The 20,666-nt window shown below is 71.3% G+C and carries 17 protein-coding genes and 1 pseudogene; 12 read left to right on the top strand and 6 right to left on the bottom strand.

Features of this window, described 5'->3' with window-relative positions; translation table 11 throughout:
* Window positions 1–49: 49 nt before the first annotated feature.
* The gene (locus tag AC1DIW_RS13630; protein ID WP_478108782.1) at window positions 50–829 is read right to left on the bottom strand and encodes a DODA-type extradiol aromatic ring-opening family dioxygenase; all 780 of its coding nucleotides are present in this window, start codon (window positions 827–829) and stop codon (window positions 50–52) included.
* Window positions 830–1,037: 208 nt separating this feature from the next.
* Between AC1DIW_RS13630 and AC1DIW_RS13625 the strand changes: the two genes are divergently transcribed.
* The 5 genes from AC1DIW_RS13625 (at window position 1,038) to AC1DIW_RS13605 (ending at window position 6,418) form a co-directional block, all read left to right on the top strand.
* Complete coding sequence (locus AC1DIW_RS13625; RefSeq protein ID WP_478108781.1) at window positions 1,038–1,496, top strand: GyrI-like domain-containing protein; 459 nt, start codon at window positions 1,038–1,040, stop codon at window positions 1,494–1,496.
* 204 nt (window positions 1,497–1,700) lie between these two features.
* The gene (topA, locus tag AC1DIW_RS13620) at window positions 1,701–4,466 is read left to right on the top strand and encodes a type I DNA topoisomerase (RefSeq protein WP_478108779.1); all 2,766 of its coding nucleotides are present in this window, start codon (window positions 1,701–1,703) and stop codon (window positions 4,464–4,466) included.
* Between the two features lie 154 nt (window positions 4,467–4,620).
* Complete coding sequence (locus AC1DIW_RS13615) at window positions 4,621–5,094, top strand: N-acetyltransferase family protein (RefSeq protein WP_478108777.1); 474 nt, start codon at window positions 4,621–4,623, stop codon at window positions 5,092–5,094.
* Between the two features lie 12 nt (window positions 5,095–5,106).
* Entirely contained in the window at window positions 5,107–5,898 is a 792-nt protein-coding gene (locus AC1DIW_RS13610) for a PIG-L deacetylase family protein (protein ID WP_478108775.1), read from the top strand.
* Between the two features lie 211 nt (window positions 5,899–6,109).
* Entirely contained in the window at window positions 6,110–6,418 is a 309-nt protein-coding gene (locus tag AC1DIW_RS13605; RefSeq protein ID WP_478108773.1) for an SCP2 sterol-binding domain-containing protein, read from the top strand.
* Window positions 6,419–6,744: 326 nt separating this feature from the next.
* Here AC1DIW_RS13605 and AC1DIW_RS13600 read toward each other — a convergent pair whose 3' ends face one another.
* Window positions 6,745–8,967 carry an NADP-dependent isocitrate dehydrogenase gene (locus AC1DIW_RS13600; protein ID WP_478108772.1) on the bottom strand — a complete coding sequence of 741 codons (2,223 nt, stop codon included), beginning with the start codon at window positions 8,965–8,967 and terminating at the stop codon, window positions 6,745–6,747.
* Between the two features lie 165 nt (window positions 8,968–9,132).
* Here AC1DIW_RS13600 and AC1DIW_RS13595 point away from each other — a divergent pair, with 165 nt between their 5' ends.
* Both AC1DIW_RS13595 and AC1DIW_RS13590 read left to right on the top strand, forming a co-directional pair.
* Window positions 9,133–10,539 carry a serine hydrolase domain-containing protein gene (locus AC1DIW_RS13595; protein ID WP_478108770.1) on the top strand — a complete coding sequence of 469 codons (1,407 nt, stop codon included), beginning with the start codon at window positions 9,133–9,135 and terminating at the stop codon, window positions 10,537–10,539.
* A 5-nt stretch (window positions 10,540–10,544) separates the two neighbouring features.
* Window positions 10,545–11,138 (top strand): GNAT family N-acetyltransferase, encoded by a 594-nt coding sequence (locus AC1DIW_RS13590; RefSeq protein WP_478108769.1) that lies wholly within the window; start codon window positions 10,545–10,547, stop codon window positions 11,136–11,138.
* Window positions 11,139–11,313: 175 nt separating this feature from the next.
* Here AC1DIW_RS13590 and AC1DIW_RS13585 read toward each other — a convergent pair whose 3' ends face one another.
* Entirely contained in the window at window positions 11,314–13,407 is a 2,094-nt protein-coding gene (locus tag AC1DIW_RS13585) for an MMPL family transporter (RefSeq protein WP_478108767.1), read from the bottom strand.
* Between the two features lie 63 nt (window positions 13,408–13,470).
* On the opposite strand from AC1DIW_RS13585, the gene AC1DIW_RS13580 reads away from it, so the two are divergent.
* Window positions 13,471–14,043, top strand: coding sequence for a MarR family winged helix-turn-helix transcriptional regulator (locus AC1DIW_RS13580; RefSeq protein WP_478108766.1), 573 nt, complete (start codon window positions 13,471–13,473; stop codon window positions 14,041–14,043).
* Between the two features lie 21 nt (window positions 14,044–14,064).
* Here the strand turns inward: AC1DIW_RS13580 and AC1DIW_RS13575 are convergent.
* From AC1DIW_RS13575 to ddaH, 3 genes and pseudogenes are all read right to left on the bottom strand, one after another.
* Window positions 14,065–14,424, bottom strand: a pseudogene (locus tag AC1DIW_RS13575) (anti-sigma factor); the annotation flags it as partial.
* Between the two features lie 172 nt (window positions 14,425–14,596).
* On the bottom strand, window positions 14,597–15,844 hold the full coding sequence (locus tag AC1DIW_RS13570; protein WP_478108764.1) for an NAD(P)/FAD-dependent oxidoreductase: 1,248 nt from the start codon (window positions 15,842–15,844) through the stop codon (window positions 14,597–14,599).
* A 120-nt stretch (window positions 15,845–15,964) separates the two neighbouring features.
* Window positions 15,965–16,735 carry a dimethylargininase gene (ddaH, locus tag AC1DIW_RS13565; protein WP_442279179.1) on the bottom strand — a complete coding sequence of 257 codons (771 nt, stop codon included), beginning with the start codon at window positions 16,733–16,735 and terminating at the stop codon, window positions 15,965–15,967.
* A 138-nt stretch (window positions 16,736–16,873) separates the two neighbouring features.
* Between ddaH and AC1DIW_RS13560 the strand changes: the two genes are divergently transcribed.
* The 4 genes from AC1DIW_RS13560 to AC1DIW_RS13545 all read left to right on the top strand — a co-directional run bounded on the left by AC1DIW_RS13560 (window position 16,874) and on the right by AC1DIW_RS13545 (window position 20,649).
* Window positions 16,874–17,641, top strand: coding sequence for a MerR family transcriptional regulator (locus tag AC1DIW_RS13560; RefSeq protein ID WP_478108762.1), 768 nt, complete (start codon window positions 16,874–16,876; stop codon window positions 17,639–17,641).
* 72 nt (window positions 17,642–17,713) lie between these two features.
* Window positions 17,714–18,748, top strand: coding sequence for an aspartate-semialdehyde dehydrogenase (locus AC1DIW_RS13555; protein ID WP_478108761.1), 1,035 nt, complete (start codon window positions 17,714–17,716; stop codon window positions 18,746–18,748).
* A 72-nt stretch (window positions 18,749–18,820) separates the two neighbouring features.
* Window positions 18,821–19,480: a dTMP kinase gene (gene tmk, locus AC1DIW_RS13550; protein ID WP_442279182.1), complete on the top strand. Its 660-nt coding sequence runs from the start codon at window positions 18,821–18,823 to the stop codon at window positions 19,478–19,480.
* 8 nt (window positions 19,481–19,488) lie between these two features.
* Window positions 19,489–20,649 carry a DNA polymerase III subunit delta' gene (locus AC1DIW_RS13545; protein WP_478108759.1) on the top strand — a complete coding sequence of 387 codons (1,161 nt, stop codon included), beginning with the start codon at window positions 19,489–19,491 and terminating at the stop codon, window positions 20,647–20,649.
* Window positions 20,650–20,666 lie beyond the last annotated feature (17 nt).

Here is a 20,666-nt window from a genome sequence, read left to right as displayed (position 1 = left end):
TCGGTGGCCGTGGTGTGGCCGTGGTGTGGCCGTGGCCCGCGGCGAGGGCTCAGCCGAACTGCCAGGACCGCTTGCTCAGGCCGAACCAGAAGCCGTCGATGACGCTCTTGTTGTCGAGACCGCCGGACTCGTAGGCGGCTCCGAGGGTGACGAAGAGCGGGGCGAAGTGCTCCGTGCGCGGGTGGGCCTCGTGAGCGGCCGGGGCCTTGTCGAGGAAGTCGAGCAGGCTGTCGACGTCCTGCGCCTTCATCGCCTCCTGGGCCCAGTGGTCGAACTCAGCGCTGGCCGCGGGGGGCAGCGCGTCGGAGCCGGCCCGTGGGTTGAACCAGCGCAGGTTGTGGGTCGTGAAGCCGGATCCGACGATCATCGTGCCCTGCTCGCGCAGCGGTGCGAGGCGTCGGCCGATCTCGAACAGGCCCCTCGGGTCGAGCGTCGGCATCGACATCTGGAGCACCGGGACGTCCGCGTCCGGGAACATCTCCTTGAGAGGGACGTAGGCCCCGTGGTCGAGCCCGCGCGCCTCGTCCCGGTGCACCTGGTGGCCGGGCCAGGTGAGCAGCTTGGTCACCTCGTCGGCGAGCGCGGGCGCGGCGGGGGCGTCGTAGGTGACCTCGTAGTACTTCTGCGGGAAGCCCCAGAAGTCGTAGGTCAGCGGTGCGCCGGTCGTCGAGCCCAGCGTCGTCGGGGCGTCCTCCCAGTGCGCGGAGACCATGAGGACGCCGTGGGGCTTGGGCAGGTCGGCGGACCACCGGGCCAGCTCGTCCGTCCAGCGCTCGTCGTCGGCGAGCGGCGGCGCGCCGTGGCTGAGGTAGAGGACGGGGGCAGACATGGCAGTTCCTTCCGCAGTTGTTGAACTCTAAACTATCAGGGGAACGTGACCTTGGTCCTCATCATTCCCGAGGGCGTATGCCGTCCGGTGCCCTTCCATGAAAGTGCGGTCACGTCACGCCGTGTCACGTCACCTCACGTCTCGCCACGTCGAGGGCCCGGGTCCTTCGGCCCTGTCGATGCCGCGTCCGGCGGGCGACGCTGGAGCGATGAACGAGATACGCACGGTCGAGGCCGCCGAGCAACCCACGGCCGTCCTGCGGGCCACGGTGCCGATGGATGAGCTGCCCACCTTCTTCGCCCGGGCCTTCGCCGCCACCGCGGCCGCACTGGCGAAGCAGGGCCACGCGCCCGCAGGCCCGCCCTTCGGGCTCTACCGCGGCATGCCGACGACGGTCGTCGACGTCGAGGCCGGCTTCCCCGTCTCGACCCCGGTCGAGCCCACCGGCGACGTGGTGCCGAGCACCCTTCCGGGCGGACGCGCCGTCGAGGCCGTGCACATCGGGCCCTACGACACCATGGGCGAGACGTACGGCCAGGTCGAGCAGTGGATGGTCGGCCAGCGGCTGGTGCCAGGCAAGGTCGTCTGGGAGAGCTACCTCAGCGACCCCGAGCGGGAGCCCGACCCGGCCACGTGGCGCACGGTGGTCCACTGGTCCGTGTCCTGAGCCCTGCACCAGCGGTGGGCCGAGGGTGGGTCCCGGCAGCCCTCGGGACGGCGCGTCCCGAGCTCGCCGGGCGGGACGGCATACGCCCTCCACGGCGGATGCCGTGAGGCCGCACCCGGCGCGGGCTGTTACGGTCGGTCCGCGTCCACGTCGGGGCAGCGACGAATCCGCTGCACGTGAGATGCGGGAAGTTGAAGGTGCACCATGGCCGCAGGCAAGGGCCGCAAGCTCGTCATCGTGGAGTCGCCCGCCAAGGCGAAGACCATCGCCGGCTACCTCGGAGGGGACTTCGAGGTCGAGGCGTCCGTCGGTCACATCCGTGACCTGCCCAACCCGTCCGAGCTGCCCGCCGACATGAAGAAGGGCCCGTTCGGCAAGTTCGCCGTCGACGTCGACAACGGCTTCGAGCCGTACTACGTCGTCGACCCGGACAAGAAGAAGAAGGTCGCGGAGCTCAAGCGGCTGCTCAAGGACGCCAGCGAGCTCTACCTCGCCACCGATGAGGACCGCGAGGGCGAGGCCATCGCGTGGCACCTGCTCGAGGCGCTCAAGCCGCGGGTCCCCGTCAAGCGGATGGTGTTCCACGAGATCACCCGCGAGGCGATCCAGCGCGCCGTCAACGACACCCGCGAGATCGACACCGCGATGGTCGACGCCCAGGAGACCCGCCGCATCCTCGACCGCCTCTACGGCTACGAGGTCAGCCCGGTCCTGTGGCGCAAGGTCCGCCAGGGCCTGTCGGCCGGCCGCGTCCAGTCCGTCGCGACCCGGATGGTCGTCGAGCGCGAGCGCGAGCGCATGGCGTTCGTCCGCTCCTCGTACTGGGACGTCGAGGGCGACTTCACGCCCGAGGCGGCGAGCCAGCAGTTCACCGCCCGCCTGTCGTCCGTGGACGGGACGCGCGTGGCCACCGGCCGCGACTTCGCCGACGACGGCCGCCTGACGGGCAAGGGCGTCGTCCACCTCGACGAGGCGCTCGCGACCCGGATCGCCGAAGCCTGCCTGCCTCTCACCGCGCGCGTCACCGACGTCCAGGAGAAGCCCTACACGCGCCGCCCGTCGGCGCCGTTCACGACCTCGACCCTCCAGCAGGAGGCGTCGCGCAAGCTGCGGATGTCGTCCAAGAACGCGATGCGCGTGGCGCAGCGGCTCTACGAGAACGGCTACATCACCTACATGCGTACCGACAGCACGACGCTGTCGGACGCTGCCACGACCGCCGCGCGCAGCCAGGCCCGCGACCTGTACGGGGCCGAGTACGTCCCGGACAGCCCGCGCCGCTACGAGAAGAAGGTCAAGAACGCGCAGGAGGCCCACGAGGCCATCCGTCCCGCCGGTGACCGCTTCCGCTCGCCGGCCCAGGTCGCGGGGTCGCTCCGCGGCGAGGAGTTCGCGCTCTACGAGCTGATCTGGAAGCGCACCGTCGCCTCGCAGATGGCCGACGCCCGCGGCTCGACCGCCACCGTCAAGCTGGCCGTCGACACGGCGATCGAGGGCGCCCAGTCGGTCGAGTTCAGCGCGAGCGGCACCGTCATCACGTTCAAGGGCTTCCTCGCCGCCTACGAGGAGGGCCGTGACGACGAGGCCGCCGCGCGCGCCGACGCAGCGGCCGAGGAGCGCCGCCTGCCGAAGCTCTCGGCCGGGGTCCCGCTCGAGGTCGTGCGCGCCGAGGCCGACGGCCACGAGACGAGCCCGCCCGCCCGCTTCACCGAGGCCACGCTCGTCAAGGCCATGGAGGAGCGCGGCATCGGCCGCCCGTCGACGTATGCCGCGACCATCGGCACGATCCAGGACCGCGGCTACGTCTTCACCAAGGGCCAGGCGCTCGTGCCGACGTGGCTCGCGTTCGCGGTGACCCGCCTGCTCGAGGAGCACTTCGGCAACCTCGTCGACTACGAGTTCACCGCCTCGATGGAGGAGGACCTCGACCGCATCGCCAACGGCGACGAGGGCCGCGTCGAGTGGCTGAAGCGCTTCTACTTCGGTGAGGAGGCGACCTCGGCCGCCGGGCTGCGCAGCCTCGTCGAGGACCTCGGCGAGATCGACGCCAAGGAGATCTCGACGATCCCCATCGGCGACGGCATGGTCGTGCGCGTGGGTCGCTACGGCCCGTACGTCGAGGAGCTCGTGCCCGCGGGCGTCGACCTCGCGACGGGGGAGGTCGCCGAGGGCGCCGAGGTCCCCGCCACGCCGCGTCGCGCGACGATCACCGACGACATCGCCCCCGACGAGATGACGCCGGAGATGGCGCGCGAGCTGCTCGAGGTCGCGGCCGACGACGGCAAGGTGCTCGGCAAGGACCCCGAGACCGGACGCGAGATCGTCGCGCGCGCCGGCCGCTACGGGCCCTACGTCACCGAGGTCATCGAGGACGACGAGGCTGCCGACAAGCCGAAGGGCAAGAAAGCCGCCAAGGTCAAGCCCCGCACCGCCTCGCTCTTCAAGGACATGGAGCTCTCGACCCTGACGCTCGACGACGCGCTCAAGCTGCTGTCGCTGCCGCGCGTCGTCGGCACCGACGCAGAGGGCGCCCCGATCACCGCGCAGAACGGCCGCTACGGCCCGTACCTCAAGAAGGGCACGGACTCGCGCTCGCTCACCACCGAGCAGCAGCTCTTCGACATCACGCTCGAGGAGGCGCTCGCGATCTACGCGCAGCCGAAGCAGCGCGGGCGTGCGGCGGCGACCCCGCCGCTCAAGGAGCTCGGCACCGACCCGGTCAGCAGCAAACCCGTCGTCGTCAAGGACGGCCGCTTCGGTCCCTACGTCACCGACGGCGAGACCAACGCGACGCTGCGCAAGGACGACGACCCGGCCGCGATCACTCCGGAGCGCGGCTACGAGCTGCTCGCCGAGAAGCGCGCCAAGGGCCCGACGACCCGCAAGCGCGCCGTGAAGAAGACGGCCAAGAAGACTGCCAAGAAGACGACGGCGCGCACGACGAAGAAGGCCACCGCCAAGAAGGCCTGACCCGCCCTCCCCAAGACCGACCCCAAGACCCGCCCCAATCGAGAGAGCGATCCGTCCGCATCCTGTCCGGACGGATCGCTCTTTCGATTGGGGCTTTGGGTATGCCGGGTGGTGGCCCTGCCGACGGACGTGTCGTCGCGCTAGCGTCGGGTCGGTGGTCGACATCCGGAGGTTCGCGCCCGACGACCGAGGCCGGTGGGAAGAGCTCTTCCGCGCCTACATCAGCTTCTACGAGCGCACCCTCGAGCACACGGCATACGACCGGGCATGGCGCGAGATCACCTCGGGCACACGGCTGCACGGGCGCGGCGCGTGGCTGGATGGAGAGCTCGTGGGGATCACGCACTTCCTCGTGCACCCCAGCTCGAGCGAACCGGACCTGTGCTACCTCGAGGACCTCTTCACCGACCAGGCGGTCCGTGGGCGCGGGGTCGCCACCGCGCTGATCGGCGCCGTGCGGGACTGGGCGCGCGAGAAGGGCTGCGGCAGCGTCTACTGGCAGACCCACGAGGGCAATGCCGTGGCGCGCCGGCTCTACGACGAGGTGGCGACCTGCGAGGGCTACGTCGTCTACACCTTGCCCGTCGGGGATGCGTCCGTCGATGGTGGGAACGTCGGCGCGCGGTGAGAGGCTGAGGGCATGTCAACCGTTGTCTTCGTCCACGCCCACCCTGACGACGAGGCGTCCCAGTCCGCGGGCTCGATGGCGCGCGCCGTGAGCGAGGGGCACCGCGTCGTCCTCGTCGTCGCCACCAACGGCGACCACGGTGACGCCCCCGACGACCTGGCGGAGGGCGAGACCGTCGTGCAGCGGCGCCGGGTCGAGGCGGCTGCCTCCAACGCCGTCATCGGCACGCACCGGGTCGAGTTCCTCGGCTACGCCGACTCCGGCATGACCGGGTGGGTGCAGAACGACCACGAGGAGAGCTTCGCGCGGGCCGACACCGAGGTGGCGGCACAGCGGCTCGCGGCCGTGCTGCGCGAGGAGGACGCCGACGTCGTCGTCGGTTACGACTGGCACGGCGGCTACGGCCATCCCGACCACGTCAAGGTCCACGCCGTGACGAAGCGCGCGGCCGAGATCGCCGGCACGCGGCGCTACCTCGAGGGCTCGATGAACCGTGACGCCATGATCCGCTCCCACCAGGCGGCCATGGCTGCGGGGCTCGACGTGGGGGAGTGGGACCCGAGCGCACCGATGGACGACGGCAACCCGCTCGGCAGCCTCGAGAGCGAGCTGCACTGGGCCTGCGACGTCAGCGAGTTCCTGGAGGTCAAGCGCTCGGCGCTCAAGGCCCACGCGAGCCAGTCGGACGCGCAGGGGATGCTCCAGATGCCGATGGAGATGTTCGCCGTCGCCTTCGCCTGGGAGCACTACATCGAGCCCGGGCGCCCGGAGGGGATGGTGGCGGGCTGGTTCCTCGACGGCTGAACCGTCCAGTAACCTACTCGCGGTAACAATGTCGTTTCCTCCGGAGGGACCCTGATGTCCGACATCGACTTCACGACCGCCAGCGCCGAGCAGATCGCCGCCGTCGAGCCCGGCGAGTTCATCCGCATCGTCAAGGAGATGTCCGACAAGGACGTGCGAGCGGTCATGGAGAGCCCCAACCGCGAGGTCATCGTCGACGCTCTTCCGGCGGATGCCCGAGCTCTTCCGCCCCGACCGTGCCGGCTCGACCACGGCCACCACGCACTGGAGCATCACCGGGCGACCCGACGGCGGCGCCGACGAGTGGACCGTGCGCTTCGCCGACGGGACGTGCAGCACCCTCCCCGGGCACGACGGGGACTCGACCCTCACCCTCGCCATGACGCCGGTCGACTTCGCCAAGGTCATCACCAAGAGCGGCAACCCGGTCATGATGTTCATGACCGGCAAGATCAAGGCGAAGGGCGACCTCGGGCTCGCCGCCAACATCGCGAACTTCTTCGACATCCCCAAGGCCTGAGGCGGCGGCTGGCGGCGGCATCGCGGCTCACTCTCCCCGCCTCCCCTCAATCGTCGAGAGGCCACGTGTGGCCGCCTCGACCACGTCGAGAGGCCACGTGTGGTCGCCCCAGTAAGGGCCCTTGCAACAGAGCCGGGCCGCGCTGGGTCCCCGACCCGACAACTACTGGCCCTTCGACGTATTTAGAGGCGGCTACACGTGGCCCTTCGACGTGTTAGGGGCGGCCATACGTGGCCTTTCGACGGTGGGGGGCGGCGGGCGGCGGGCGTGACAGTGCCCACCGGACCGGGATGGTCGGGTGGGCACTGTCACCAGGTGGAGCCGGGTCAGGCGAGGGCGTCGATGATCGCGTTGAAGGTCTGCGACGGGCGCATCACCGAGGCGACCTTGGCGGCGTCGGGGCGGTAGTAGCCCCCGATGTCGACCGGGTGGCCCTGGGCGTCGACGAGCTCCTGGGAGATCGTGGCGATGTTGTCCGACAGCGCCTGCGCCACCGGCGCGAACGTCTCGGCCAGGGCGGCGTCGTCGGTCTGCGCGGCGAGCTCCTGCGCCCAGTAGAGCGCGAGCCACACGTGGCTGCCGCGGTTGTCGATCTGACCGACCTTGCGAGCCGGGCCCTTGTTCTCGTCGAGGAGGGTGCCGGTCGCCCGGTCGAGCGTCTGGCCGAGCACGCGAGCCCGCGCGTTGTCGGTGACGTCGGCCAGGTGCTCGAAGCTGACTGCGAGAGCGAGGAACTCGCCCAGGCTGTCCCAGCGGAGGTAGTTCTCCTTGACGAGCTGCTGCACGTGCTTGGGAGCCGAGCCGCCGGCGCCGGTCTCGAAGAGCCCGCCACCGTTGATGAGCGGGACGACGGAGAGCATCTTGGCCGACGTGCCGAGCTCGAGGATCGGGAAGAGGTCGGTGAGATAGTCGCGCAGCACGTTGCCGGTGACCGAGATCGTGTCCTCGCCCTTGCGGATTCGCCCGAGGGAGTAGGCGATCGCGTCGGTGGGCTTCATGATCTCGATGGTCAGGCCGTCGGTGTCGTGCTCGGTGAGGTACTCGTTGACCTTGGCGATGAGGTTCGCGTCGTGGGCGCGGTCGGCGTCGAGCCAGAAGATGGCCGGTGTGCCTGTGGCGCGGGCGCGCGTCACGGCGAGCTTGACCCAGTCGCGGATCGGCACGTCCTTGGTCTGGCAGGCGCGCCAGATGTCGCCCGCCGACACGGCGTGCTCGATGAGCACCTCGCCGGAGCCGTCGACCACGCGCACGGTCCCGTCGGCCGGGATCTCGAAGGTCTTGTCGTGGCTGCCGTACTCCTCGGCCGCCTGCGCCATGAGGCCAACGTTGGGGACAGAGCCCATCGTCGAGGGGTCGTAGGCGCCGTGGGCGCGGCAGTCGTCGAGGACGACCTGGTAGATGCCGGCGTAGGAGCTGTCGGGCAGCACGGCCAGTGTGTCCTGCTCGGCGCCGTCACGGTTCCACATGTGGCCCGAGGTGCGGATCATCGCCGGCATCGACGCGTCGACGATGACGTCGCTCGGGACGTGCAGGTTGGTGATGCCCTTGTCGGAGTCGACCATCGCGATGGCCGGCCCGTCCTCGAAACCCTTCGCCACGGCGGCCTCGACCTCGGCGCGCTCGTCGGCCGGCAGGCCCTCGACGGCCTTGAGGACGGCGCCGAGCCCGTCGTTGGGGGACGCGCCGACGGAGGCGAGCGCCCCGGCATACGTCTCGAAGACGTCGGGGAAGAAGGCTCGCACGACGTGACCGAAGATGATCGGGTCGGAGACCTTCATCATGGTGGCCTTGAGGTGCACGGAGAAGAGGACGCCCTCCTGCTTGGCGCGCGCCACCTGCTCGGAGAGGAAGTCGCGCAGCTTCGCGACCTTCATGAACGTCGCGTCGACGACCTCGCCGGCGAGGACGGGGATCGACTCCTTGAGCACCGTGGCGGAGCCGTCGGCACCGACGAGCTCGACGCGCAGCGTGCCGTCGGCTTCGATGACGACGGACTTCTCGTTGTGGCGGAAGTCGTCCTCGCCCATCGTCGCGACGTTGGTCCTGGACTCGGCGGTCCACGCGCCCATCGAGTGCGGGTGCTTGCGGGCGTAGCTCTTCACCGACGCGGGCGCGCGGCGGTCCGAGTTGCCTTCGCGCAGAACGGGGTTGACGGCCGAGCCCTTGATCTTGTCGTATGCCGCCCGCGCTGACTTCTCCGCGTCGGTGGTCGGGTTGTCGGGGTAGTCGGGCAGCGCGTAGCCGGCGGCCTGGAGCTCGGCGATCGCAGCCTTGAGCTGCGGGATCGAGGCCGAGACGTTCGGCAGCTTGATGATGTTCGCCTCGGGCGTCTTGGCCAGGGCACCGAGCTCGGCCAGGGCGTCGCCGATGCGCTGCTCGGGCGTCAGCGCGTCGGGGAACGCGGCGATGATTCGACCCGAGAGCGAGATGTCACGCGTCTCGACCTCGACGCCGGCCTGCTTGGCGAAGGCCGAGACGATGGGCAGCAGCGAGGCCGTGGCCAGGGCCGGCGCCTCGTCCGTGTGCGTGTAGATGATTGTCGAGTCCAACGCGGGTGCTCCGTTCGGGTTGCTGTCGTACCGAGATCCGAGAACGTGGATCCTGAATAAATCTTGATATCAAGATATCCGATGGTCGGCGTCCGTGGGGCCGCCGTCCCATCCTGCCGGGGTGGTCTGCCCCACGCCAGAGAGTCCCGCTCTAGGGTGGAGCGGATGAGCACCGACCCGCGCAGCGATCCGCACGGCGTCGCCGACGCCTCCACCCTTACCCGCACGGTCGACCCCGCGACCGCCCGCCACCTGCACCACCTGCTCGCGACCGAGCAGCGCCGCGGCCGTCTGCCGTCGGTCGCTGCGGGCATCGTGCGGGACGGTGCGCTCGCCTGGTCTGGCGCCATGGGCACGCTCGACGGGAGGGCCGGGGGAGAGGTCGCCGACGCCGACACGCAGTACCGGATGGGCTCCATCACGAAGACGTTCGTCGCCGTGGCGGTCATGCGCCTGCGAGACGCCGGACGCCTCGACCTGCTCGACCGGTTCGAGGACCATGTCCCCGGCTCGCAGCTCGGCGGCGCCACCATCGCGCAGCTGCTCTCTCACGGCGCCGGGGTGCAGGCCGAGACGAACGGTCCGTGGTGGGAGCGCACGCCAGGTGCCGACTGGGACGAGCTGGCGGGATCCCCGGTGGGACAGCGTTTCCGGGCCGGCCGGCGCTTCCACTACACGAACGTCGGCTTCGCAGCGCTCGGGCAGCTCGTAGCCCGCGCACACGGCGCCGACTGGTTCGACGTGATCCGTCGTGACCTGCTCGATCCGCTCGGCATGACGCGCACGACGACCCGCCCCAGCGGCAAGGCCGCCCAAGGCCTCGCGGTGCACCCGTTCGCCGACGTCCTGCTGCCCGAGCCCGAGCACGACGCCGGGGCCATGGCTCCGGCAGGTCAGCTGTGGACGACGGTGGACGACCTCGCTCGGTGGGCCGCCTTCGCCGGCGGGGACACCGCCGAGGTCCTGTCTGCCGACACCCTGACCGAGATGTACGAGCCGCACACGATCAACGACAGTCCGGGGCAGCCCTGGACCACCGCGCACGGGCTCGGCTGGCAGGTCTGGAACGTCGACGGAACGAGGTATGCCGGTCATGGCGGTTCGATGCCCGGTTTCCTCGCGGGCCTGCGTGTCGAGGTCGAGTCCGGTGACGGGGTCGTCGTCCTCACCAACAGCACGAGCGGCTTGGGGGCCATCGCTCCCGAGCTGCTGACGGCATACGGCGAGCGGGAGCCGCGCACCCCCGAGCCGTGGCACGCCGCCGGCGACCCGGCCGTGCTCGAGCTGGTGGGCACCTGGCACTGGGGCCCGTCGGTGTCGACGGCCAGGGTCGTGGGCGAGCACCTCGTCCTCGGCGAGCCCGGCCAGGCACGCGGTTCGCGCTTCGCGCCGACGGGTCGTGACGAGTGGGTCGGGCTCGACGGCTACTACACGGGCGAGCCGTTGCGGGTGGTGCGCTCGGCCGACGGGGCGCCGTCGCACCTCGACCTGGCGTCGTTCCGCTTCACCCGGACGCCCTACGATCCCGCGGCTGACGTGCCCGGTGGTGTGCACGACGGCGGCTGGCGCTAGTGCAGGTGGCTCGCGACCTCTCCCGGCTCCGGTGGCCGCGGCTGACCCAACGGCTCGCCCTGCGCCCGCTCAGCCTCGACGACGTCGACGCGGTCCACGCCTACCGCTGCCTGCCCGAGGTCGTGGTGCACCTGAGCCACGACGTGCTGGACCGCGACCAGGTGCGGCACCGGATCTCCCAGCGCATCGAGCGGGGTCGGCCGGGGGCTGCCGAGCCGCTGCTCGGGCTGGCCGTCGAGGAGCTGCGGACCGGCCGCGTCGTCGGTGACGTCATGCTGCGGATCGAGCCGAGCCACAGCATCGCCCGGATGCCGACCGATGAGTGGGAGGGGACGATCGGCTACGCGCTGCACCCGGACGTCCAGGGCCGGGGGCTCGCCGCCGAAGCCGCTGCCGAGCTGCTCGTCATTGGTTTCGGTGAGCTGCGCCTGCGCCGGATCACCGCGGACGCCTATGCCGACAACATCGCCTCGAACCGCGTCCTGCGCCGCATCGGCATGCGTCACGAGGCGACGACCCGAGCCAAGTCGCTGGGCAAGGACGGCACCTGGCTCGACGACAACACCTGGGCCCTGCTCCGCGAGGAGTGGCGCGGCTGATCTCCGCTCAGCTTCCCGGACGTGGACGCGAACGATGTGGGCCACGCGTCGGAAGGGAGTCCGGTGCGTGGCCCACGGCTTGCCGAGACCGACGGGGAGGGGGTCGGTCACGGCGCGCAAAGGTCGTCGATGAACCTGAGTCAAAGACCGCGAGCGGCCCCAGTCAAGAGCTTGTCTAACGTTGGGTCAGCGAGGCCGTCCGGACCTCCGGCGATGCGTCCCTGATGCCGATGCCCGCGTTGTCCGCGCTGTCTGCGGGGGCGGGGTGCGGGCGGCGCGGCCACCAGAACCGGTCGCCGAGGACGACCGCGATGGCGGGCACGAGCAACGTCCGGACGACGAGGGTGTCGAGCAGGACGCCGACGCAGATGATGACGCCGATCTGGGCCAGCACGACGAGCGGCAGGACGCCGAGGACGGCGAAGACGGCCGCGAGCAGGATGCCCGCGCTCGTGATGACGCCGCCCGTGGCAGCCAGGCCGCGCAGCATGCCTTGGCGTGAGCCGTGCTGGCGTGACTCCTCCCGTGCCCGGGTGACGAGGAAGATGTTGTAGTCGACGCCGAGCGCAACGAGGAAGACGAAGGCGAAGAGCGGCGCGCTGTCGTCGAGCGCGGAGAAGCCGAGGACCTTGGTGAAGATCCACCACGACGCGCCGACGCTGGCGAGGAAGGTCGCGACGACGGTCGAGACGAGGACGAGTGGCGCGACGACCGAACGGAGCAGCAGGCCGAGCGCCAGCAGGACCAGCACGAGCACGAGCGGGAAGATGACGAGCCGGTCGCGGGACGAGGCCTCGGCCTGGTCGAGGGCGACAGCCTCGGTGCCCGCGACGTGGCTCTCCGATAGGGCGGCCAGTGCCGCCCGAAGAGCCCGCACGGTCGCGGTTGCCTCGTCGGATCCGGGAGCGGCCGTGATGACGGCGTCGACCTCGGCCACACCGTCTGCCTGCTTGACCGGGCGCGCGCCGGCGATGCCCGGGACGTTCTTGGCGGCGGACGCCACGGTGTCCGGGTCGGCTGTCGTCACGATCACTGCCGGGTCCGCGCTGCCTGCCGGGAACGACTGGGAGAGGCGCTCGCTCGCGGCGATGGCTTCGGGCTTCTTGAGGAACTGGTCCGAGGGCTTCAGGCCCGTGTCGATCGCGGCGATGCCGGCGGCCATGACGGCGAGGGCCACGAGCGTCACACTGATGATCCGCTTCGGGTGGGCGGCCACCCGGTCGCCGACCCGGCGCCAGAGGGAGTGGCCGTCGGCCAGGGCTGCCTGGCCCTCACGCGGGACCTTGGGCCAGAAGATCCAGCGGTCGAAGATGACGAGGGCCGCTGGCAGCACGAGCAGGACGAAGGCGGCGGCGACGACGACACCGACAGCGCACGCGAGCCCGAGGCCGCGCGTCGCCGGGAAGAGCGAGAGCAGCAGCGTCAGCAGGCCGATGGTGACGGTGACGGCGCTCGAGAGGACGGCCTCCGACGTGCGGCGCAGGGCGAGCGACATCGCCTCGCGGCGGTCGGCGTGGCTGCGCAGCTCGTCGCGGTAGCGCGAGATCAGCAGCAGCGCGTAGTCGGTGCCCGCACCGAAGACGAGGACCGAGAGGATGCCGATGGTCGACTCGTCCCAGACGATGTCGAATGCCGCGAGCGTGTGCGTCGCCAGGACGGCAGCGAGTCGGTCTGCGACGCCCACGACGAGGAGCGGGAAGATCCAGAGGATCGGGCTGCGATAGGTCAGCACGAGCAGCAGGGCGACGACGGAGGCGGTGGCGATGAGCAGGCGGGTGTTGGCGCCCTCGAAGACCGCGGCGAGGTCCGCCTGGACGGCTGCCGGGCCGGTGACCTGGGCGGTGACCCCCTCGGGAAGATCCGCCTTGACGCTCGTGCGGATGTCACGCACCCGCTCGGCCGTGGCCGTCGCGTCGGTCGCGTCCACGGGGACGACCGCCAGCGCGGCGGTGCCGTCGTCACTGCGCTGGACGGGTGCTCGGCCGGCGCCGGGTAGCTGCGACAGGCGCCCCTCGATGGTGGTGAGGTCGGCCGGGCTCAGGGCGCCCGAGGCCTTGCTGAAGAGCACCACGGCCGTGGATCCCTCGGCCTCGGGCAGCCGGTCCCGCAGCTGGAGCGCGGCCGCGCTGTCGGAGCCGATGGGCAGGGCGTCGGTCGAGCTCGCCGTCCGCTGCGCCTCGCCCACGGCGCTCACCACCCCCATGGCGCCGGCCAGGGCCAGGACGACGATGGCGACGGCCCACCACTTGCGGGTGATCCTGTCGGTCACAGCGTGCACACCACACCTCCAGATAGCATGAGTAACGGGGTTACTCAGTAGATTACTAAGTTGGTGAGTGATATTAACAGCAAGAACAAGACGGGGACACCATCGGGCCCCAGGCGTGCGCGTCCCCGGCGGGGCGCGACGGTCGAACCCGAGCTCTCCCACATCGGTCACGTTCTGCCCGGCGTCGGGCTCGTCCCCGGCGTGCCGGCGTGGCGGACGACCGGCACGTTGTCGGCGCTGCAGGAGCTCGTCGAGGTGTCCGAGACCGTGCCTGCCGTGGTCGCTCGTCAGGCGGGACTCAGCACGTCCGAGCTGCACTCGCTGCGCCACCTCATGCGCGGACCGGTCGGCCCTGTCGACCTCGCCAAGCTGCTCGGGGTGACGTCGGCCGCGTCGTCCGGTGTCGTCGACCGCCTGGTGAGCCGGGGACATGCCGAGCGTCGGCCGCATCCGGACGACGGTCGGCGCACCGCGGTGGTCATCACCGACAGCGGCCGCGCCGAGGTGCTTGCCCGGATGACGCCGATGTTCGAGAGCCTCGCCGCCCTCGACGCGACGCTGGACGAGCACGACCGCGAGGTCGTCGAGCGTTACCTGCGCGGGGCGACGGCCGCCATGAGGAACCTGATGGCCTGACCCCTGGACGGGACGTGCCGGTCAGGCGGGGAGCTGGCCGCGGAGCAGGCTGTCGCCCGAGTGGGCAGGCTTGTCGTCGAACTGCTCCTTGGAGATGTCGACGATGACGTAGCCCTGGTCGATCAGGGCTTGCGTGACCGGGAACGTGCCCGACTCGCCCGGCCGCAGCACTCCGACGGAAACCATGCGCTTGCCGTCGGCGTTGATGAGCCAGACCTCCAGGTAGCCGTTGCCGGCATCGAGCGGGCGAGCCGTCACGACTCGGAGGTCGAGTCCGTTCGCGGCGCGGACGAGCGTGGCCTCGCCCTCGCGTTGCTTGGTGTCGAGCGTCGACAGCGGGACCTGGGCGACCTGGGCGACCTGAGCGGGCTGCCCGCGGTCGGGACGGCCAGGGCGCCGGCCAGGGCTGCGACGACGGGGACGAGATGACGCTTCTTCACGGGTCTGTCCTCTCTGCGGGGGAGCGACGGCGTCGTATGCCGTCTGCCCCCTCTTCCGAGGACGCCCCCGTCAGGGATGCACCCGCCGAGAACTTCTTCGTGGCGGGCCCGCGTCAGAGGTGCGCGTCGACCGCCTCGGCCGTCCGCTGACCCGAGACCAGGGCGCCCTGGATCGAGGCGGTGTCGCGATGGTCGCCGCAGACGAAGACGCCGTCCCCGAGCGCAACCGGAGCCCGGACCGCGAGCGGCGGGGTCATCGCCGGCAGGGCTGCGTCGACCCGGTGGCGGATGACGACGCGCCAGCCGGACGTGTCGCAGCCGTAGATCTCGCCGACGTGGCGCAGGACGTCCGCCTCCGGGGCGTCGCCGTCCGGCCGGTCGAGCAGGCACGTCGCCTCGACGAGGTGCTTCGTCGGCGGGGCGTAGCTGGGGGCGGCCGCGGTCAGGACGGCGGTGTTCCAGACCGGACCGGGCGGGACCGAGTCGTGGCGACGGCCGTCTACGGCGACGAAGGGCAGCGTGTGGGGCGGCTCCGGCGCCTCGAACCACCACGTGACCAGGCCCTTGGTCACCGGCTCGGGCAGCGTCGTCAGGTGTGCCGCACCGGCCGGGTCGGTCGCGACGACGACGCTGCGCGCGCAGAGGCGTTGGCCGTCGACGCGGATGTCGACGCCGCCGTGGACGGGGGTGATGGTCTCGACGTGGCTCTGCAGCCGCACGCGGTCACCGAGCGGTCCGGCCACCTGCTCGGGCAGGGCCTGCATCCCCGTCGCCGGGACGGCTGGCCTGCCCAGCGCGAACATCCGCACGAGCAGCTTCGTGAAGTTGGCGGACGACCCACCGTGGCTGTCGACGAGCACACCCGCGAGGAACGGGTCGAGGACCTCGTGTCTCAGCCGGCCCGTGACGCCGGCCTCGTCCAAGGAGTCGGCGAGGGTCGAATCTCTTTGTGCCAGAACAGTCTTGGGGTCCGCGATGACCCGGGCGGTCCACCGCGTGACGCCGGCCAGCTCGCGGGGATGGAGGTAGCCGCTGCGCATCGTCTGGGCCATCAGCCGGGGTTCGCGGATCGGGTCGGCGACGACCTGCAGGCCGTTGCTGCGGCGCACCAGCACCCCGGACCCGAAGGGCTTGAGGTCGAGCGTCGACACGTCCACCCACCGCCGCACCGCCGGGTAGGCCGGGTTGAGCACCTGGAAGCCGCGGTCACAGCGGAACCCGTCGACGACGTCGGTGCGGATGCGCCCGCCGACCGCGTCGCTCGACTCGAGGACGATGACCTCGTGACCCAGCTCGGTCAGACGCCGCGCGCACCTCAGCCCTGCCAGCCCAGCCCCGATGATGACGACGTCAGCGTCCACGAAACAACCACCCCCACTGCTCGAGTCCGACCCCCGTCGCAGCGTAGACCCCGCGTGGCCGTCGTGGGCCTACACCGTTGGAACAACGAGCGGTGACCCCGGCGCCCCGCCGGGGTCGGCCTAGCCGCGGAGGCGCACCGACAGGCAGGTGACGCAGCCCTCGAGCTTCTCGAACTCGGAGATGTCGACGGTCGTGACGTCGTGACCGCGGGCCGCGAGGAGCTGGGCGGTGCGCGGCGCCGACGCCGACATGAGCAGCGACATGCCGCCGAGCAGAACGACGTGCGCGCCCGACTCCTCTGGGACAGCGAGGAACTCGGGCCACACGGAGGGGTTGTCGACGAGCGGCGGATAGCCGAGGACGGTCCCGTCGGGAAGGGCCGTGACCGCCGACTTGAGGTGCAGCACCTTCGACACCGGGACCGGGACGACCTCGACACGATGACCGTTCAGGGCTCGGCGCAGCTGCTCCACGCCCGAGAGGTTGGTCCGCCCGCCGACGCCGACCCACACGGCGTGGCCGTGCTTGAGCACGTCCCCACCGTCGAGCGTCCCCGGGTCCTCGACCTCGACGGTGCGGTAGCCGTATGCCGTCACGGCCTCGCGCACGCCGACGCGCTCGCCGCGACGCTCGGGCGCACCGGACCGGCACAGCACCGCCACGTCACCGTGCACGACGACCTGGTCCTCGATGAAGACGCCGTCAGGGCAGTCGTCGGCCGGTGGCGCCTCGACGACCGACCAGCCGCGTCGGCGGAGCACGTCGACGTACTCCTGCCACTGCCGGAGGGCCAGCTCGCCGTCGACCGACCCGGAGCGCTCGATGTGCGTCACGATCCCGTCCGCGAGTCGGGGAGACGGACGGCGGACGAGGGCAAGGCGACGGTGCACGCGCTCACTCTAGGGGCGGCATACGGTGGAAGCGCCCGGGTGGATCGGCACCGGGCGACACCCCTCTCCTTATAGGGACTTGACCCTCACGCCACGTGAGGCAGCAGTCTCGACCCCATGACCGGAAGGACGCAGGAGATGACCACCTGGACGGTGGGGCAGGTCGCCGACCTCTTCGGCGTGACGGTGCGCACGCTGCACCACTACGACGAGATCGGTCTGCTCGTCCCGAGCGGGCGCTCGCGAGCGGGCTACCGCCTCTACACCGGCGGGGACCTCACGCGTCTCCAGCAGGTCGTGGTCTACCGGCGGCTCGAGCTGCCACTCGACGAGATCGCGACCCTGCTCGAGGGCGGCGAGGACGCGGCCGGCCACCTGCGCCGACAGCGCGACACGGTCATGCAACGGCTCGGCGAGCTCACCGAGCTCGTCGCGGCCATCGACCGAGCACTGGAGAGAGAGATGAGCGAACAGCCCGCCACGACCGAGGACCTCAAGGAGCTCTTCGGTGACGGCTTCGAGGACGAGTACCAGCAGGAGGCCCAGGAGCGCTGGGGCGAGACCGACGCGTGGAAGCAGTCGCGATCCCGGACCGAGCGCTACACGAAGGCCGACTGGGCGCAGGTCAAGGCCGAGGCGGACGCGATCAACGCGGCGTTCGTCGCCGCACAGTCCTCGGGTGAGCCGGCGACGAGCGGGCCGGCCATGGACGCGGCCGAGCAGCACCGGCTGCACATCCACGACCGCTTCTACGACCTCGACCACACCTTCCACCGCGGCCTCGCCGACATGTACGTCGCGGACCCGCGCTTCACGAAGACGTACGAGGACATCGCGCCCGGGCTCGCGGCATACGTCCACGACGCGATCCACGCCAACGCCGACCGCCACGCGGCCGCCGACTGAGCACGGGAGGCGCCTGACCGACAGGTGAACGCGGCGGGGGAGGGCGACCTCCCCCGCCGTAACCTTGTCGGCATGCGAGTCGGAGTCTTCGGTGCAACGGGTCAGGTCGGCGGGGTCATGCGTGCTCTTCTCGAGGAGCGCGACTTCCCGGTCACGCAGGTGCGGTTCTTCGCGTCCGCGCGCTCGGCCGGCACGACGTTGCCGTTCAAGGGCGAGGACGTCGTCGTCGAGGACTCGGCGACGGCCGACTTCTCCGGCATCGACATCGCCCTGTTCTCCAACGGCGGCGCCGCGAGCCGCGAACTGGCGCCGAAGGTCGCCGCGGCCGGCGCCATCGTCATCGACAACTCGAGCGCGTGGCGCAAGGACCCCGAGGTCCCGCTCGTCGTCTCCGAGGTCAACGCCGCCGACCTCGACGACATCCCCAAGGGCATCGTCGCCAACCCCAACTGCACGACGATGGCCGCGATGCCCGTGCTCAAGCCGCTTCACGAGAAGGCCGGCCTCGTGCGCCTCCACGTCAGCAGCTACCAGGCCGTGAGCGGCTCCGGCGGGGTCGGCGTCCGCGAGCTCGACCGCCAGCTCAAGGGGGCGTATGCCGCGGGCGACCCCACCGGGCTCGCGCTCGACGGGCGCGCGGTGGCCGTCCCCGAGGCCGAGCTGTATGCCGTGCCCGTCGGTTTCAACGTCGTCCCGCTCGCGGGGTCGGTCGTCGACGACGGCTCGCTCGAGACCGACGAGGAGCAGAAGCTGCGCAACGAGTCGCGCAAGATCCTGCACGCCCCCGACCTGCGCGTCTCGGGGACGTGCGTGCGCGTGCCCGTGTTCACCGGTCACAGCCTGGCGATCCACGCAGAGTTCGCCGACGACATCACGCCGGACGAGGCGCTAGACCTGCTCAAGAACGCGCCCGGTGTCATCGTCACCGACGTGCCCAACCCGCTCGAGGCCGCGGGCCGCGACGAGGTCTTCGTGGGTCGCGTCCGCGCCGACCAGGCGGCGCCCGAGGGCAAGGGCCTCGTGCTCTTCGTCGTCGGCGACAACCTGCGCAAGGGTGCGGCCCTCAATGCGGTCCAGATCGCCGAGGAGCTGCTCGCCCGTCGCTGATGCGATGCGTCGCGTCCACCTTCGGACGGTGCGGGGACGGTTCCTGACGGTGGGGTCGCATAGGGTCGGAGGGTGACGGAGATCCTCGCGGCCGCGACCCACCGAGTCGACACTGCCCCCGGGCTCTTCGTGTGCTTCGAAGGCGGCGACGGGGCCGGCAAGTCGACCCAGGCGCGGCTGCTCGCCGAGGTGCTCGAGCAGCGCGGCCGCGAGGTCGTCGTGACCCGCCAGCCGGGCGGCACCCCGCTCGGCGGCCAGATCCGCGAGCTGGTCCTGCACGGCGACCACGTCGCGGCCCGGGCCGAGGCGCTGCTCTTCGCGGCCGACAAGGCGCACCACGTCGACCAGCTCATCAAGCCGGCGCTCGCGCGTGGCAGCGTCGTCATCACCGATCGCTACGTCGACAGCTCCATCACCTACCAGGGCGCCGGCCGCGAGCTCGGACGCGACGAGATCACCGCGCTGCAGCACTGGGCCGTCGGTGGACTGCTGCCCGACCTCACCATCGTCCTCGACGTCACGCCGGAGGTGGGGCGCGAGCGCCGCGGCGACGTCCACGACCGTCTCGAGTCCGAGGCCGACGCCTTCCACTCCGCAGTCCGCCGCGGCTACCTCGAGCTGGCCGCAGCCGACCCCGAGCGCTACCTCGTCCTCGACGCGAGCCAGCCGGTCGAGCGTCTGCAGGCTGCCGTGCTCGACGGCGTCGACCGCGTCCTGGCACTGCGTCGATGAGCGTGTCGATGAGCGTCTGGGACGACCTCGTCGGTCAGGAGCCCACCATCGAGACGCTGTCGCGCGCGGTGAGCGACGAGTCGGCGATGACGCACGCGTGGCTCTTCACCGGTCCGCCCGGCTCGGGGCGCTCGACGGCGGCCCGCGCGTTCGCGGCCGCCCTCCAGTGCCCCCACGGCGGGTGCGGACGGTGCCGCGAGTGCCGCACCGCCCTCGACGGCAGCCACGCCGACGTCAAGGTCGTGGCCACCGAGGGCCTGTCGATCAAGGTCGCCGAGGCCCGTGCGCTCGTCCAGGAGGCCGCCCTGCGCCCCTCCGTGGGCCGCTGGCGGATCATCATCATCGAGGACGCCGACCGTCTCACCGCCTACACCGACGCGCCCGCCGACGCCTTGCTCAAGGCGCTGGAGGAGCCGACCCCGCGCACGGTCTGGATGCTCTGTGCGCCGAGCCTCGAGGACGTCATCGTCACCATCCGCTCACGCTCTCGCCACGTGCGTCTGCGCACGCCGCCGGTCGAGGCCGTCGCCGAGCTGCTCCAGCGTCGCGACGGCGTCGATCCCGCCATGGCGCTGTATGCCGCCCGCGCCGCGCAGTCGCACGTCGGCCTCGCGCGCCGGCTGGCCCGCGACGAGCAGGCCCGGATCCGCCGCCGCGACGTCATCGCCATGGCGACGAAGATCCTCGGCGTCGGCGATGCCATCGGCGCGGCCGCCGACCTGGCGCAGATCGCCGACGAGGAGTCCACCGCGTCCAGCGCCGAGCGCGATGCCGCAGAGCGGGCCCGCCTCATGGATACCCTGGGCGCCGACCCGACGGCCCGCACCCAGCCACCTCACATCCGCTCGCAGGTCGCAGCGCTCGAGCGTGAGCAGAAGACCCGCGCCACCCGCGCGGCCCGTGACGTGGTGGACCGGGCCCTGGTCGACCTCACCTCGGTCTACCGTGACGCGCTCGTGCTGCGCCTGCGCTCCGACGTCGACCTCGTCAACCCCGACGCCGTCGACAAGGTGCGAGCGCTCGCCGGGGTGTTCGGTCCCGAGCAGCTGCTCGGCGCGATGGATGCCATCAACGAGGCCCGGGACCGCATCAACGCCAACGTGCCGCCGCTCCTCGCCCTCGAGGCCATGGCCCTGCAGCTGCGCGTGCCGCGCGACCTCGGCGTGTGACGCGGCACCATGGCGGC

Source organism: Terrabacter sp. 01T434 (assembly GCF_056398545.1).
Note: the sequence above shows the minus strand (reverse complement) of the source record. Positions and strands in the feature narration are given on the sequence as shown.

What these genes read in the sequence shown, in the direction of transcription:
- AC1DIW_RS13630 (WP_478108782.1), bottom strand. Translation starts at nt 829, where the DNA reads ATGTCTGCCCCCGTCCTCTACCTCAGCCACGGCGCGCCGCCGCTCGCC.
- AC1DIW_RS13625 (WP_478108781.1), top strand. Translation starts at nt 1,038, where the DNA reads ATGAACGAGATACGCACGGTCGAGGCCGCCGAGCAACCCACGGCCGTC.
- topA (WP_478108779.1), top strand. Translation starts at nt 1,701, where the DNA reads ATGGCCGCAGGCAAGGGCCGCAAGCTCGTCATCGTGGAGTCGCCCGCC.
- AC1DIW_RS13610 (WP_478108775.1), top strand. Translation starts at nt 5,107, where the DNA reads ATGTCAACCGTTGTCTTCGTCCACGCCCACCCTGACGACGAGGCGTCC.
- AC1DIW_RS13605 (WP_478108773.1), top strand. Translation starts at nt 6,110, where the DNA reads ATGCCCGAGCTCTTCCGCCCCGACCGTGCCGGCTCGACCACGGCCACC.
- AC1DIW_RS13595 (WP_478108770.1), top strand. Translation starts at nt 9,133, where the DNA reads ATGAGCACCGACCCGCGCAGCGATCCGCACGGCGTCGCCGACGCCTCC.
- AC1DIW_RS13560 (WP_478108762.1), top strand. Translation starts at nt 16,874, where the DNA reads ATGACCACCTGGACGGTGGGGCAGGTCGCCGACCTCTTCGGCGTGACG.
- AC1DIW_RS13555 (WP_478108761.1), top strand. Translation starts at nt 17,714, where the DNA reads ATGCGAGTCGGAGTCTTCGGTGCAACGGGTCAGGTCGGCGGGGTCATG.
- AC1DIW_RS13545 (WP_478108759.1), top strand. Translation starts at nt 19,489, where the DNA reads ATGAGCGTCTGGGACGACCTCGTCGGTCAGGAGCCCACCATCGAGACG.